10 protein-coding genes are annotated in these 14,766 nt (G+C 55.1%); 3 read left to right on the top strand and 7 right to left on the bottom strand.

Translation table 11 applies throughout. From position 1 onward, the window contains the following. Nucleotides 1–7: 7 nt before the first annotated feature. The 3 genes from GBAG_RS12995 to GBAG_RS12985 all read left to right on the top strand — a co-directional run bounded on the left by GBAG_RS12995 (nucleotide 8) and on the right by GBAG_RS12985 (nucleotide 1,934). The gene (locus GBAG_RS12995; RefSeq protein WP_034496695.1) at nucleotides 8–469 is read left to right on the top strand and encodes a phage tail protein; all 462 of its coding nucleotides are present in this window, start codon (nucleotides 8–10) and stop codon (nucleotides 467–469) included. After that, nucleotides 469–1,635, top strand: coding sequence for a phage late control D family protein (locus GBAG_RS12990; protein ID WP_034496692.1), 1,167 nt, complete (start codon nucleotides 469–471; stop codon nucleotides 1,633–1,635). The genes GBAG_RS12995 and GBAG_RS12990 overlap by 1 nt, the downstream gene beginning before the upstream one ends. 77 nt (nucleotides 1,636–1,712) lie before the next feature. Then, a complete protein-coding gene (locus tag GBAG_RS12985; protein ID WP_034496804.1) occupies nucleotides 1,713–1,934 on the top strand; it encodes a DNA-binding transcriptional regulator in 222 nt (73 codons plus the stop codon). A gap of 299 nt (nucleotides 1,935–2,233) precedes the next feature. Here GBAG_RS12985 and trhP read toward each other — a convergent pair whose 3' ends face one another. The 7 genes from trhP to GBAG_RS12950 form a co-directional block, all read right to left on the bottom strand. Beyond that, a complete protein-coding gene (gene trhP, locus GBAG_RS12980) occupies nucleotides 2,234–3,595 on the bottom strand; it encodes a prephenate-dependent tRNA uridine(34) hydroxylase TrhP (protein ID WP_034496690.1) in 1,362 nt (453 codons plus the stop codon). 122 nt (nucleotides 3,596–3,717) lie between these two features. After that, a complete protein-coding gene (gene baeR / locus GBAG_RS12975) occupies nucleotides 3,718–4,440 on the bottom strand; it encodes an envelope stress response regulator BaeR (protein ID WP_034496689.1) in 723 nt (240 codons plus the stop codon). Continuing rightward, complete coding sequence (baeS, locus tag GBAG_RS12970; RefSeq protein WP_034496688.1) at nucleotides 4,437–5,831, bottom strand: envelope stress sensor histidine kinase BaeS; 1,395 nt, start codon at nucleotides 5,829–5,831, stop codon at nucleotides 4,437–4,439. Before baeS ends, baeR begins: the two co-directional genes overlap by 4 nt. After that, the gene (mdtD, locus tag GBAG_RS12965; RefSeq protein ID WP_034496685.1) at nucleotides 5,828–7,243 is read right to left on the bottom strand and encodes an MFS transporter; all 1,416 of its coding nucleotides are present in this window, start codon (nucleotides 7,241–7,243) and stop codon (nucleotides 5,828–5,830) included. The genes baeS and mdtD overlap by 4 nt, the downstream gene beginning before the upstream one ends. Further along, complete coding sequence (mdtC, locus tag GBAG_RS12960; RefSeq protein WP_034496684.1) at nucleotides 7,244–10,324, bottom strand: multidrug efflux RND transporter permease subunit MdtC; 3,081 nt, start codon at nucleotides 10,322–10,324, stop codon at nucleotides 7,244–7,246. It abuts the gene before it with no gap. Beyond that, a complete protein-coding gene (locus GBAG_RS12955; protein WP_034496682.1) occupies nucleotides 10,321–13,446 on the bottom strand; it encodes an MdtB/MuxB family multidrug efflux RND transporter permease subunit in 3,126 nt (1,041 codons plus the stop codon). Before GBAG_RS12955 ends, mdtC begins: the two co-directional genes overlap by 4 nt. Then, a complete protein-coding gene (locus GBAG_RS12950) occupies nucleotides 13,446–14,693 on the bottom strand; it encodes an MdtA/MuxA family multidrug efflux RND transporter periplasmic adaptor subunit (protein WP_034496680.1) in 1,248 nt (415 codons plus the stop codon). The genes GBAG_RS12955 and GBAG_RS12950 overlap by 1 nt, the downstream gene beginning before the upstream one ends. Nucleotides 14,694–14,766 lie beyond the last annotated feature (73 nt).

Here is a 14,766-nt window from a genome sequence, read left to right as displayed (position 1 = left end):
CCGAACCATGATGCTTGTTCTTGGCATGTTTGTTTTTCAGTTACAGACACTGCCTTACCAGAGCCTGCAACGCGATGTGGATTACCGCTGGCCGTCAAACAGTCGCGTCGGCCAGCGACCGGCGATGCAGTTTCTTGGCGTGAATGAGGAAAAAATCGTCCTGAGTGGAAGCCTGTTGCCGGAAATCACCGGCGGCAGGTTGTCACTGCTGGCACTCAATCTGATGGCCGATGAGGGGCGCGCCTGGCCGCTGCTCGATGGCAGTGGCACCATTTACGGCATGTTTGTGATTAATTCGGTGAGTGAGACCTACACCGAGTTTTTTGCCGACGGCTCGGCGCGCAAAATTGATTTCACCGTCAACCTCACGCGTGTGGATGAGTCGCTGACGGCGATGTTTGGCGACATCCAGAAACAGGCCGACAGCCTGGTCGGAAACGTGCAGAGCAAAATCGGAGGGTTATTCTGATGCTGACCGGAATGACACTCGATGCTGGCGCAACGATGGCACCGGCGTTTATGCTCACCCTGAATAATCAGGACATCACCCGCAATATCAGCGACCGCCTGATAAGCCTCAGTCTGTCGGATAACCGGGGCTTTGAGGCTGACCAGCTCGATATCGAACTCGACGACACCGACGGCCTGATTGAGTTGCCGGTGCGCGGTGCGGTGCTGTCACTGTTTCTCGGCTGGCAGGGTTCGGCGCTGCTGGGTAAAGGGCAGTTTACAGTGGATGAAATCGAGCACCGGGGTGCACCGGATACGCTGACCATCCGGGCGCGCAGTGCGGATTTTCGCGGCACGCTCAATTCACGTCGTGAAGCGTCGTATCACGACACCACACTCGGTGAAGTGCTGAACACCATTGCCAGCCGCAACAAACTGACGGCCAGCATTGCCCCGCAGTTTGCTGCGATAGCTATCCCGCATATCGACCAGACGCAGGAGTCCGACGCGAAATTCCTCACCCGCCTGGCGGAGCGCAACGGCGCTGAGGTATCGGTCAAGGCGGGTAAACTGCTGTTCATCAAAGCCGGTGCCGGTGTTACGGCCAGCGGCAGACCCATTCCACAGATGACCATCGAGCGCCGTGACGGTGACCGGCACCAGTTTGCGATTGCTGACCGGGGTGCTTATACCGGTGTAACGGTGAAATGGCTGCATACCAAAGAGCCGAAAGAACAAAAGCAGCAGGTGAAACTCAAACGTAAGGCCAAGCCGCAGCACCTGCGCGCACTCCAGCACCCGAAGGCAAAACAGGTAAAAGCAAAGAAAGCACCAAAGGAAAAGGAAGCGCGCGAGGGCGAGTACATGGTCGGTGAGGAAGATAATGTCTTTGCGCTGACCACCATTTACGCCAGTAAAGCGCAGGCCATGCGTGCGGCTCAGGCGAAATGGGACAAACTGCAACGCGGGGTGGCGGAGTTTTCCATCAGCCTTGCCATGGGTCGCGCAGACCTTTACCCGGAAACACCGGTCAGAGTGTCAGGCTTTAAGCGCGTCATAGACGAGCGGGCATGGACAATCACAAAGGTGATGCACTCGCTCAGTAATAGCGGCTTCACGACGTCCTTAGAGCTTGAGGTACGGCTTTTAGATGTGGAGTATCAGGAGGAGGGGGGAAGTAAATGAATGGTTATAAGTCATTGTTAATAAATGATTTGATGGGTAAAATATCAACATCAAACGAACTTAGTCGAGGTGTTGAAATGTTCCATTGCCCATTGTGTCAGACCGCCGCCCACGCTCGAACCAGCCGCTATCATTCCACGGAAACAAAAGAGCGTTATCACCAGTGCCAGAATGTGAATTGCAGTGCGACATTTGTGACGCTGGAGACCGTGAAGCACTACATCGTTAAGCCTGGTGAGAGAACGCCGGTGCTGCCTCACCCGATGCCCGGTGGTCAGCAACAAATACACTGGATGTAAAAAAAGGCACCTTAAAAGGTGCCTTTTTTATCGATGTGGTCAATGCGTGGACATTGATTGAAATAAATCCTTTTATTTCAATTGTTTACTACCAAAAAAGAAGGCCTGCGGAAGGGAGATTCCACAGGCCAATGAGGTGGTTCTTGGTATATATCATGATGCTTCAAATTGAATAATCAGGATATAGCTAGCATTTATGGGTTATGTTTTTCAGCCCGGCGATAATAACCGCAACAAGCGAAGCGGTATGTGATCGGTTTCTAAGAAATGTCCTGGCGTGAAAAAATACCCCAAATTAACTAGTTAGCATGCGGATCGCGTGAGGTCTGACCGGCTAAATTGCGCATCAGCAGCGCATAATCCAGCGAGACATCTTCCGGCACAGGCATCCATACGGTGTGACCGTCGCCCGGTGCAACGTCAATCGGTTGCGCCTTGGTGTTTTCCAGCACTTCAAGCGTGAAAGTCACATTACCTTGCGGCGTCATCATCTCCAGGCTGTCACCCAACAAGAATTTGTTTTTGACTTTTACCGCTGCCAGGTCGCCACGGCGTTCACCGGTAAATTCGCCAACAAACTGCTGAGTTTCCGAAACGGAGTGACCGTAATCGTAATTCTGATAAGAATCATGATTATGGCGACGCAAGAAACCTTCGGTGTAACCCCGGTGTGCCAGGCCTTCAAGCGTGGTTAAAAGAGTAGGGTCGAACGGTTTGCCTGCGGCGGCATCGTCAATCGCGCGGCGATAGACCTGAGCGGTACGCGCACAGTAATAGTAAGACTTGGTGCGGCCTTCGATTTTCAGCGAGTGGACGCCCATTTTGGTCAGGCGCTCAACGTGTTCAATGGCGCGCAAGTCTTTGGAGTTCATGATGTACGTGCCGTGCTCGTCTTCGAACGCCGTCATGTATTCGCCAGGACGCTTGGCTTCTTCCAGCATAAACACCTGGTCAGTGGGTGCGCCTGCGCCCAAAGTTGGTTCAATGTTTTGCACCGGAATTGGCTCATGAAGATGCACGATATTACCGACATCATCTTCTTTGCCTTCTTCAACTTTGTATTCCCAACGGCAGGCGTTGGTGCAGGTGCCCTGGTTCGGGTCACGCTTGTTGATGTAGCCAGAAAGCAGGCAGCGGCCAGAATAAGCCATGCACAATGCGCCGTGCACGAAGATTTCCAGTTCCATATCCGGTACTTGCTCACGGACTTCAGCAATCTCTTCCAGAGACAACTCGCGGGACAAAATCACGCGCGTCAGCCCCATTTGTTTCCAGAACTTCACCGTCGCCCAGTTCACGGCGTTCGCCTGTACAGACAGGTGAACGTCCATTTCCGGGAACGCTTCGCGCACCATCATGATAAGGCCAGGATCGGACATAATCAGCGCATCTGGCCCCATATCAATAACCGGCTTCAGGTCACGGATAAAGGTTTTCAGCTTGGCGTTGTGCGGAGCAATGTTCACCACCACGTAGAATTTTTTGCCCAGCTCATGGGCTTCGTTGATGCCGAGCTGGAGATTCTCGTGGTTGAATTCGTTATTACGCACGCGCAGGCTGTAACGCGGTTGGCCCGCGTAAACCGCATCGGCACCATAGGCAAAAGCGTAACGCATATTTTTCAGCGTTCCGGCTGGGGATAGAAGTTCTGGTTTAAACATGGGGATTCTCGTCTGATTTCAGGTCAGAAACCACCGCATAGGCTGCGGTGGTTTAAAAGCGCGTGCATAAGGCACAATTTTAGGGCGGGAATTGTAGCGCTTATTAGTTCCAGAAACTACCTTTACGCAATACGGCAGGCGTCTGCTTCCCAGCGATAACCCACACCATAAACGGCGCGGATAAACGACTGTTCTTCATCGAGCGCTTCGAGCTTGCGGCGCAGGTTTTTGATATGGCTGTCGATGGTGCGGTCTGTGACGACGCGGTAATCATCATAAAGCTGGTTCAATAACTGTTCGCGAGAGAACACTTTGCCCGGTTCATGGGACAGCGTTTTCAACAAACGGAACTCCGCAGGCGTTAAATCCAGCAGCTTGTCGCGCCAGCTTGCCTGGAAGCGGCCTTCGTCGATGATTAACGGGCTGATGTCGTCTGCCGCCACGGGGTCACGCTGGCGTTTGCAGCGGCGCAAAATCGTTTTCACGCGTGCCACCACTTCTCGCGGGCTGTAGGGTTTGCAGATGTAATCATCGGCACCAATTTCCAGCCCTAAAAGACGGTCGATTTCTTCAATTTTGGCCGTCACCATCACAATCGGAATTTCCGAGAAGCGGCGGATTTCGCGGCACAGCGTCAGGCCGTCGGTGCCTGGAAGCATCAAATCAAGCAGGATTAAATCCGGCGGCGTCTGGCGCACAAACGGCAGCACTTTGTCGCCGTGGGTAATCAATTCCGGGGCGTAACCCGCAGCACGTAAGTAATCAATCAACAGTTGCCCGAGCTTCGGCTCGTCTTCAACAATTAAGATGCGCGGTGTGTTTTCGTCAATGGGTAATTCGGTCATACGGGTCTCAACGATTCTGGCTCCAGCGGTAACTCTACTGTAATGCTAACCCCGCCGAAAGGCGAATGCGTGGCGTAAAGCTTGCCGTTATGGGCGGCAACGATATTCTGGCAGATGGACAAACCGAGGCCAGAACCGCCGCTGGCGCGGTTGCGCGAACCTTCAGCGCGATAAAAACGCTCAAACAGCATGGTTAATTGCTCGTCACTCACGCCCGGCGTGCTATCGGCAAAGTGCATGATAAATCGCTGATTGACCAGTTCTCCGGAAATCACCAACTGGCCGCCTGTATCGGTGTAACGCAGGCTGTTTTCCAGCAGGTTATTGAATAACTGCATTAAACGGTCGCTGTCACCGAAAATAGTCACGCTATCTGGCAGCGCCAGGCTGATTTTCAAACCGCGCGAATTGAAACGTTCGCGGAAAGCCCCGGCGACAATTTCCAGCAGGTTGATGATATCCAAAGACTGTTTCTGATAGGCCAGCGCGCCTTCGTCGGACATCGACAGCTGATGCAGGTCATCAACCAGTTTGGTGAGTGTCGCCACTTCCATCTGCAAAGATGCAACAGATTCCGGTGTGAATTTGCGTACGCCATCCTGAATCGCCTCCAGCTCTCCACGTAAAATCGCCAGCGGGGTGCGCAATTCATGGGAGATATCTGCCATATAGGCGCGGCGCATATTGTGGTTTTTCTCTAGCGTGCTGGCGAGTTGGTTAAAGTCCTGCGCCAGTTTGCCGAGTTCATCCTGGCTCGTGGAGTCAACGCGAGTGGAGAAGTCCCCGGCGGCCAGTTTGTGCGTGCCGTCGACCAGCCGTTTGACCGGAGCCAGCAGGCCACGCGCCAGCAGGAAGGTGGCGGCCGCGGCAAGCAGCGTCGCCAGGCCGACGATTATCCAGCTGGTGCGCCGTTGTTGGCGGTCGAAATTAATATCCGTGTTGCGCGTCAGGCGCTCGACCGGGGAGGCGACAACCCAGCCCGCATCACGCCCGTTGACGTTAATCGCCCGGCGCATGCCATCGGTCGGCACCGGGCCACGTGGGCCGACCAGCACTTTGTAATCCTGATCGACGACCCAGAATTGGGTGCGCCAGCCGTGCGGCGGCAGGTTGTTGTTTTCCACATCGCCATGCTCGAATGAACGCAGCAGCTTGAACATAAAGCGATCGTTATTACGCAGAAACTGCCAGTTGCCGTGCTGCTCGTACTGTTCGCCCAGCGCGTCGCTCAACATTTCCAGCCGCTGTTCATTGCCGCGCTTGATGTAATCAATAAACCCATGTTCGAAACTGAGCCGCACACCCCAGTGCATGATTGCCAGCACCAGCAGGCAGGTCGAGAAAATCGCGAGGAACAATTTGCCGGTAATACCAGGCCGCCAGAGCTTCATGAGCTCCTCCTTTTGCGTCGCGCAATCACGACATTTTTGGTGGTGTCTTTCGGGACGCGAGCAAAAATCAGCGCGGGAAGGGCGATAACCAGCGCGATACTCAAATACGTATACATAAATACGTGGTGAATAACCGCCGGATCGGCCGCCAGGTGGTGATGGCCGTACATGCCGAGCAGTAGCCCAGCGATGGTGACGCCGATACTCATGGAAAGCTGCATCACCATAGAAAGCATACTGTTGCCGGAGCTTGCGAGGTCGTCTGGCAAGTCTTTGAGCGTCAGCGTGTTCATTGACGAGAAGCGTGTGGAGTTCACCATGCCGAGCAAGAACAGCACCACCGGCAGCGCGTAATACCAGCCTAGAAGCGCGGTGGCCATAAACAGCAGGATAACCACCGCTAAACCGAGCGTGGTGGCAACCAGTACGTTGCGATAGCCAAAGCGGTTAACCACCTGCACCACAATGCGTTTCATGCCCATACTGCCGAGCACCATCGGCACCATCATCAGGCCCGCGTGGAAGGGCGAAAAACCGAGGCCGATTTGCAGGAATACCGGCGTCATAAACGGGATCATGCCGCTGCCGATACGTCCGCAAAAACTACCCAACAGGCCGAGAGAGAACGTCTGAGTCTTAAAAAGATTGAGGTTAAACAGGGCATTATCGTTGGCTTTGGCGTGCCATAAATAGAGCGCCATTGCCGCCGCACCGCCGCCTACCAACAGCCACACGGTGGAAGGGCTAACGCCTAAACCTTTTGCGCCATCAAGGGCAATGGTCAATGCTGCCATGCCAAACGCCAGATAGACAAAGCCCATCATGTCGAATTTGCGCGTCTGCATGGTGTAGTTCGGCATCAGCCATAGTGTGGCGATGGCGCCGATAATGCCCACCGGTAGATTAATCAGGAAGATCCAATGCCACGAGGCGTATTCCACCAGCACGCCGCCGAGCGCGGGGCCAAGCAATGGGCCGATTTGCCCCGGCAATGTGACGAAGGTCATCGCCGCCATATATTGTTCGCGCGGGACGATTTTCATCACCGTTAAGCGCCCGACAGGCACCATCATCGCTCCGCCAATCCCTTGCACCACTCGCGCCATAACCAGTTCGTTCAGCGTGGACGCGTGGGCGCACAACAGTGAACCGAGGGTAAACAGCACAATGGCGGTGAAGAAGATATTGCGCACGCCGACACGGTCCGCCAGCCAACCGCTCGCGGGTAACATCACCGCCACCGTCAATACATACGACACGATAACCGAGTGCATATGCAGCGGGCTTTCCCCCAGGCTCGCCGCCATAGAGGGCAGGGCGGTGTTGACGATGGTGGTGTCGAGCGATTGCATGAAGAAGCCAAAGGCGACTATCCATAACTGCCACCGTACACTTGAAGGCAATTCGGTCATTTAACTCAATACCTCATCTTTACGAGCTTTACGCGCAAACCGCATCCGCAAACGGTCAAAGAAAAGATAAACCACCGGTGTGGTGTACAGCGTCAATAACTGGCTGACGACCAGCCCGCCAACGATGGTGATCCCCAGAGGTTGGCGTAGCTCTGCGCCGTCACCGCTGGTCAGCACCAGCGGCAGTGCGCCAAATAGCGCCGCCAGCGTGGTCATCATGATTGGGCGGAAACGCAACAGGCAGGCCTGGAAAATGGCCTCTTCAGGTTGCAGGTTGCCGTTGCGCTGCGCGTCGATGGCGAAGTCCACCATCATAATGGCGTTTTTCTTCACGATGCCAATTAAGAGCATGATGCCAATGAGCGCGATTAAGCTAAACGGCGCACCAAATATTTCCAGGGCTAACAATGCGCCCACCCCCGCAGAAGGCAGCGTGGAGAGGATCGTCAGCGGGTGAACGTAGCTCTCGTAAAGAATCCCCAACACGATATAAACCGTGGCAATAGCCGCGATGATCAGCAGCACCTGGGATTTCATGGTGTCCTGGAACACCTGCGCGGTTCCGGCGTACATGCCGCGCACCGTTGAAGGCACGCCGAGCGCGGTCATGGTGCGGTCGATGGCGTCGCTGGCTTCGGAAAGCGACACGCCAGTCGGCAGGTTAAACGACACGGTAGACGCGGCTGAAAGCCCCTGATGGTTGACCGAAAGCGGCGCATTTGCGGGCTGCCATTTCGCAAACCAGGAAAGCGGGATCGCCTTGCCTTCTTTATTGATAACAAACATTTGATCCAGCGCGCTGATGTCTTGTGTATAACGCGAGTCAACTTCCATCACCACTTTGTACTGGTTAAGCGGCTGGTAAATCGTGGAAATCTGCCGCTGACCAAAGGCGTTATTGAGCAGGGCGTTGGCATCTTCCACGCTAATGCCCAGCCGCGCCATGGATTCGCGATCATAAATCAGATCCATTTCTGCGCCGTTGTTCTGGCTGTCGGAGTTCACGTCCGCAAGCTGCGGCAGTTTGGCCAGCGCCTGGCGAATTTTTGGCTCCCAGGTGCGTAAATCGGCCAGGTTATCGGAAAGCAAAGTGTATTGATAACTGGCGTTGGCCTGGCGACCACCGACACGAATATCCTGCACCGCCATCAAAAACAGGCTGGCTCCCGGCTCTTTTGCCAGAGCTTTACGCAGACGGTCAATCACTTGCTGCGCGGTTTCTTTGCGCTCGGAAAGCGGTTTGAGCGAGATAAACATCATGCCGCTGTTCACCCGCGAGCCACCTGTAAACCCGGTCACGTTTTCCACCGCCGGATCTTCACGAATGATCTTCATAAAGTCCTGAAGTTTGCCGCGCATCGCCTGGAATGAAATGCTTTGGTCGGCCTGGATATTGCCCATTAACCGCCCGGTGTCTTGTTCCGGGAAGAAGGTTTTTGGAATGGCAATATAGAGCCAGACGTTCAGCGCAATGGTTGCCAGCAGCACTATGCCCACCAGTTTTGTATGGTTCAGCACCCATTTCAGCGAACGCCCATAGCCTTGCTGCATCGCAATCAGCAAGCGGCCAAAACCACGCTGGCGCGTTGGCGTATGTTGCGGTTTGTTCTTGAGCAACCAGCCGCACATCATCGGCGTGAGCGTAATCGACACCACCAGCGAGATACCGATAGCGACGGAAAGCGTGACGGCAAACTCTTTGAATAGTCGCCCCGGCAAACCGCCCATTAACAGCAATGGCAGGAAGACAGCCACCAAAGACAGGCTCATGGAAAGCACCGTAAAACCGACTTCACGCACGCCTTGTAACGCGGCCTGCAAAGGTTTAACGCCCGCCTCGAGATGGCGGGAAATATTCTCCAGCACCACGATGGCGTCATCCACTACAAAACCGGTGGCGATGGTCAGCGCCATTAATGACAAGTTATTCAGGCTAAAACCGCACAAATACATGGCGATAAAGGTGCCAATCAGCGACACCGGAACGGCAACGGCCGGAATCAGCGTGGCGCGCCCGGAACGCAGGAACAAGAACACCACCAGAATGACCAGCGCGACGGAGATAATCAGCGATTGTTCGACTTCTTCAAGCGAGGCGCGAATAGTCGGCGAGCGATCCTGGGCTATTTGCAAATCAATTGATGCCGGAATGGTTTCACGCAGCTCGGGGATTTTCGCCCGGATGCGGTCAACCGTTTCAATGATATTCGCTTCCTGGGATTTACGAATCATCAGCAAAATCGCGGGCTTGGCGTTGGTCATCCCGGCGTTGCGCACGTCCTGCACGGAATCGGTTACGGTGGCGACATCACTCAAATGCACCGCGCCACCGTTGTTGTAGTGAATGATCAGCGGCTGGTATTCGGCGGCGGTTTTAAGCTCGTCATTGGTCTGCAACTGCCAGCGCTGGGAGCCATCCTCCAGCGCACCCTGCGGGCGGCGTACGTTGGCATCACTAATGGACTTGCGAACCGCGTCCAGCGAAACGCCCTGGTTAAACAGCGCCTGCGGGTTAAGCGCGACGCGAACCGCCGGGAGCGAGCTGCCGCCGACATCCACATCACCGACGCCATCAATCTGCGCCACAGTCTGCGCCAGTTGCGTCGAGGCGAAATCATAAAGTTGCCCCTGAGAAAATGTGTCAGAGGTGAGTGTCAGAATAATAATGGGCGCATCGGAAGGGTTGGCTTTGCGATACGTTGGGCGGCTTGGCATGCCGCTGGGCAACAGACTTTGCGCGGCGTTGATAGCGGCCTGTACGTCACGCGCGGCTCCGTTGATATCGCGGTCAAAGGTAAATTCCAGAATGATGCGCGTGCTGCCGAGTGAACTCGACGAGGTCATCTCGTTCACGCCAGCAATGCGCCCGAGTGCGCGTTCCAGCGGTGTAGCCACCGATGACGCCATGGTTTCAGGCGATGCACCAGGGAGTGACGCACTGACCATGATCACCGGGAAATCCACCTGCGGCAGCGGGGCCACAGGCAGTAGGCGGAAGCCCAGCACACCGCACAATGTGATGGCGACGGTCAGTAAAATGGTGGCGACGGGCCGGTAGATGAACAGTGCGAAGAATTTCACAGCACTTCCTCATCGCGACGACCGAAACGGCGGCGCACCGCATGCGACAGGTTATCAAACAGCAGATAGATAACCGGCGTGGTAAACAGCGTTAATACCTGGCTCACCAGCAGACCACCGACCATGCCGATCCCCAGCGGGCGGCGCAGTTCAGCACCGACACCGGTTGAAAGCATCAGCGGCAGCGCACCCAAAAGGGCGGCAAGCGTGGTCATAAGAATAGGGCGGAAACGCAGCAAACAGGCTTGGTAAATGGCCTCATACGGTTTCATGCCTTGCTCACGTTCAGCCGCCAGCGCGAAGTCGATCATCATGATGGCGTTTTTCTTCACGATACCGATAAGCAAGATGATGCCGATGATGGCAATCACGTCCAGTTCCGCTCCCGCCAGCATTAATGCCATGAGTGCGCCGACGCCTGCGGTGGGTAGTGTGGAAAGAATAGTTATCGGGTGAATAAAACTTTCGTACAACACGCCGAGCACGATATACATCGCCACTACGGAGGCGACGATAAGCCAGATAGTGCTGCCCAGGGCATTCTGGAAGGCGAGGGTGCTACCCTGGAATTGGGTGGTGATATCCGCAGGCATCGCCAGATCTTTTTCCGCCGCCGTGATCGCTTTAACCGCGTCTTCGAGCGAGTGATCGCTTGTGACGTTAAACGAGAATGTGGTCGACGGGAACTGGTCAAGATGGTTGATAGTCAGCGGCGCAAAACGCTGCTCGATTTTGGCAATCGCACTTAACGGCACGCTGCCGCCCTCTGTACTGGCGAGGCGGATATTATCCAGCCCGCTCAGGCCCGGTGTGGTGCTGGTATCGTGTTCAAGCACCACTCGGTACTGGTTGGCCTGGGTGTAAATGGTGGAAATCAGGCGCTGACCAAAGGCGTTATACAGGGCGTTGTCGACATCTGACATCGAAATGCCAAGGCGGCTGGCGCTGGCTCTGTCAACATTCACATAGGCCACCAGGCCTCTATCTTGCCAGTCGCTGCTGACATCTGCCAGTTGCGGCAAGGTACGCAGTTTTTCTGTTAACTGCGGCACCCAGGTGCTGAGTTCATCGAGCGATGTGGCCTGCAATGTGAACTGGTACTGCGTCCGGCTGACCGTGGTATCAATAGTTAAGTCCTGAACCGGTTGCAGATACAGCTCGACGCCAGGGACATTCGCCACGCCATTTTGCAGACGTTCAATCACCGCCGGAATACGGTCGTCACGATCGCTTAACGGTTTGAGGTTGATTTGCAAACGCGCGCTATTAAGCGAAGGGTTAGTGCCGTCAACGCCGACAAACGAAGTCAGACTTTCTACCGCTGGATCTTTCAATATGACGTCGGCAACCTGCTGCTGGCGCTGCGCCATATTGGCAAAGGAAACCGACTGCGGCGCTTGCAGCGTACCCTGAATAATGCCGTTATCCTGAATCGGGAAGAAGCCTTTCGGGATGAAAATCCACAGCACAACGGTGAGTGCCAGGGTGCCAAAAGCCACACCCAACGTGAGCCATGGGTGGTTTAATACGCGGGTTAACATACGCCCGTAACCGGCAATGACCCGGTCAAAGAAGCGCTCGCTGGCACGGGAAAAACGGTTCTGTTTGCGTAGCGATTCGTGGCTTAACATGCGCGCGCACATCATCGGTGTCAGCGTCAGTGACACCACGGCTGAAATCAGAATCGCAATCGCCAACGTGACGGCAAATTCGCGGAACAGGCGGCCGACGATATCGCCCATAAACAGCAGCGGAATCAGTACCGCTATCAGCGAGAAGGTCAGCGAGATAATCGTGAAGCCAATTTCTCCTGCCCCTTTGAGCGAGGCGGCGAGCGGTTTCTCACCTTTCTCGATATAACGCGAGATGTTCTCGATAACCACAATCGCATCGTCGACCACAAAACCGGTGGCGATGGTTAATGCCATTAGCGTCAGGTTGTTTATCGAAAAGTCGAGGAACACCATCACTGCAAACGTACCAATCAGTGACAGCGGCACCGCGACAGCAGGGATAATGGTCGCCGGAACGTTGCGCAGGAACAGGTAAATAATCATCACCACCAGGGCGATGGCGAGCATCAGCTCATGCTGCGTGTCACTGACCGAGGCGCGGATATTGGTGGTGCGGTCGCTGAGTAATTTTACTTCGACCGACTTCGGCAAACTTTTCGTTAATGCGGGCAACATCGCACGAATGGCATCGGCGGTGTCGATGATATTGGCACCCGGCTGGCGTTGCACGTTCATTACAATCGCGGGCTGTTTGTTTGCCCAGGCCCCGAGCCACGCGTTTTCAGCGCCTTGCTCAACGGTTGCCACATCACCAAGGCGAATCGGCGCACCGTTCTGATAGGCGATAATCAGGTTGCGATATTCATCGGCCGACTGCATCTGGTCGTTGGCGGACAGCGTGACGGCGCGTTCGGGGCCATCCAGGCTGCCTTTCGCCGAGTTGACGTTGGCGCTGGTGATTGCGGTGCGCACGGTTTCGCTGGTTAAGCCAAGTGCGGCAATAGCGGGCGCATTCAGCTTCACGCGTACCGCCGGGCGCTGGCCGCCGGAAAGCGTGACCAGCCCGACGCCGGAAACCTGGGAAATTTTCTGCGCCACACGCGTTTCTACCATGTCTTCAACTTGCGTCATCGGCATGGCGGAGGAGGTCACGGCGAGCGTCATAATCGGCGGGTCGGCCGGGTTCACTTTGCTATAAACCGGCGGGTTGGGCAGATCGGTCGGCAGTAAATTGGTTGCGGCGTTAATCGCCGCCTGCACTTCCTGCTCGGCGACATCCAGCTGTAAAGAGAGCTGGAATTGCAGCGTCACCACCGATGCGCCGCCGGCACTTTGCGACGACATTTGTTTCAGGCCGGACATCTGCCCAAACTGGCGCTCAAGTGGTGCGGTAATCGCCGATGTCACCACATCCGGGCTAGCACCTGGATAAAGCGTGACGACCTGAATCGTCGGGTAATCCACTTCCGGCAGCGCAGAAACGGGCAGGAAACGATAGCCGATGATCCCGGCAAGTAAGATAGCCACCATTAATAATGTGGTCGCCACGGGGCGCAGAATAAACAGGCGTGATGGGCCTCCCGTGGCGCTTGGTGGTAGCACCTGCATCAGGAAGTCGCTCCGTTACGTTTGTGTTTTTGCGGGTGTTCAGCTTCATTCGATGGGGAAGCGGCGGTCGCTGATTGCGCTTCGACCACCTCAACTTTTGCACCTTCTGTCAGACGGTCGATACCGTCAGTCACCACACGATCCCCGGCGGAAAGCCCAGCGGTAATCACCACTTTTTGGCTGTCCTGAATACCGGTTGTCACCAGGTGTTTACTGACTTTATCTTCGCTGTTAAGCACCCAGACAAAGTTGCCTTCGTTGCCCATTTGCAGCGCAGCGGTTGGAATGACAACCGCATTTTGCTGGGTATCGACCAGCATTCGCGCGTTGACGAACTGGTTAGGGAACAGGGCGTCGTCTTCATTGTTAAAACGCGCTTTGAGTTTAATGGTGCCAGTAGTGGCGTCTATCTGGTTATCAAGACTCAGCAGTGAACCGCTGCTTAATTTCAACTTGTTGGTGCGATCCCAGGCCTCAACAGCCAGTGTTGCTCCCGCTTTCTGCGCTTTCACCACGGTGGCAATATCGCCTTCCGGCAGGGTGAAAATCAAATCGATAGGGTGTGTTTGCGTCAATACGACAATTCCGGCGGTATCGCTGCTGGAAATCTGGTTGCCGACATCCACCTGTTTCAGGCCCACGCGGCCATCAATGGGCGCGGTAATCCGGCTCCAGTCGAGCTGCAACTGCGCGCTGGCGACGGCGGCTTCGTCGGCTTTAATGGTGCCCATTGATTCGTTGACCAGCGCCTGTTGTGCGTCCATTTCCTGGCGTGAAACCAGGTTAGTTTTCACTAACTGCTGAAAACGAGCCAAATCGCGGCGCGCATTTGCAAGCGTGGCCTGATCTTTTGCCAGTTGTCCCTGAGCCTGGGCTAAGGCAATTTTGAACTGGCTTGGGTCGATTTCTGCGAGTAAATCGCCCGCTTTAACTTGTTGGCCTTCCTGGAAGTGAATCGCCAGCAGTTGCCCATCTACACGGCTACGCACCGTAACAGTATTGGCGGCGGTGATGGTGCCAAGACCGGTGAGATAGCGAGGAACGGATTCGCTGGTCGCGGTTGCGGCCTGGACAGGCGCTAATGCACCACGCATTCCCTGTCGTGAACCAGTAGGGCGCTGTTGTGTTGACTGCGAACCAGCGGTTTCGTTGTCCGTGCTCGAATGACGCCAGTAAAAAATGGCGGCGATAACGACAATGACGGCGGCTGCAATCGCAAACCCACGTGTGGTGAAAGTGCCTTTCATAGTTGTATTTGTTCTCATCCTGAAACCATTCGGCCTAATGATACTAGTGTAGAGAGTGAGAGCGGCGGAAAAA

Source organism: Buttiauxella agrestis ATCC 33320, from assembly GCF_000735355.1.
In the GTDB taxonomy this organism is placed as follows: Bacteria; Pseudomonadota; Gammaproteobacteria; order Enterobacterales; family Enterobacteriaceae; genus Buttiauxella; species Buttiauxella agrestis.
Note: the sequence above shows the minus strand (reverse complement) of the source record. Positions and strands in the feature narration are given on the sequence as shown.

Coding starts and splice junctions, on each gene's coding strand:
- GBAG_RS12995 (WP_034496695.1), top strand. CDS start 8: ATGATGCTTGTTCTTGGCATGTTTGTTTTTCAGTTACAGACACTGCCT.
- GBAG_RS12990 (WP_034496692.1), top strand. CDS start 469: ATGCTGACCGGAATGACACTCGATGCTGGCGCAACGATGGCACCGGCG.
- GBAG_RS12985 (WP_034496804.1), top strand. CDS start 1,713: ATGTTCCATTGCCCATTGTGTCAGACCGCCGCCCACGCTCGAACCAGC.
- trhP (WP_034496690.1), bottom strand. CDS start 3,595: ATGTTTAAACCAGAACTTCTATCCCCAGCCGGAACGCTGAAAAATATG.
- baeR (WP_034496689.1), bottom strand. CDS start 4,440: ATGACCGAATTACCCATTGACGAAAACACACCGCGCATCTTAATTGTT.
- baeS (WP_034496688.1), bottom strand. CDS start 5,831: ATGAAGCTCTGGCGGCCTGGTATTACCGGCAAATTGTTCCTCGCGATT.
- mdtD (WP_034496685.1), bottom strand. CDS start 7,243: ATGACCGAATTGCCTTCAAGTGTACGGTGGCAGTTATGGATAGTCGCC.
- GBAG_RS12955 (WP_034496682.1), bottom strand. CDS start 13,446: ATGCAGGTGCTACCACCAAGCGCCACGGGAGGCCCATCACGCCTGTTT.
- GBAG_RS12950 (WP_034496680.1), bottom strand. CDS start 14,693: ATGAAAGGCACTTTCACCACACGTGGGTTTGCGATTGCAGCCGCCGTC.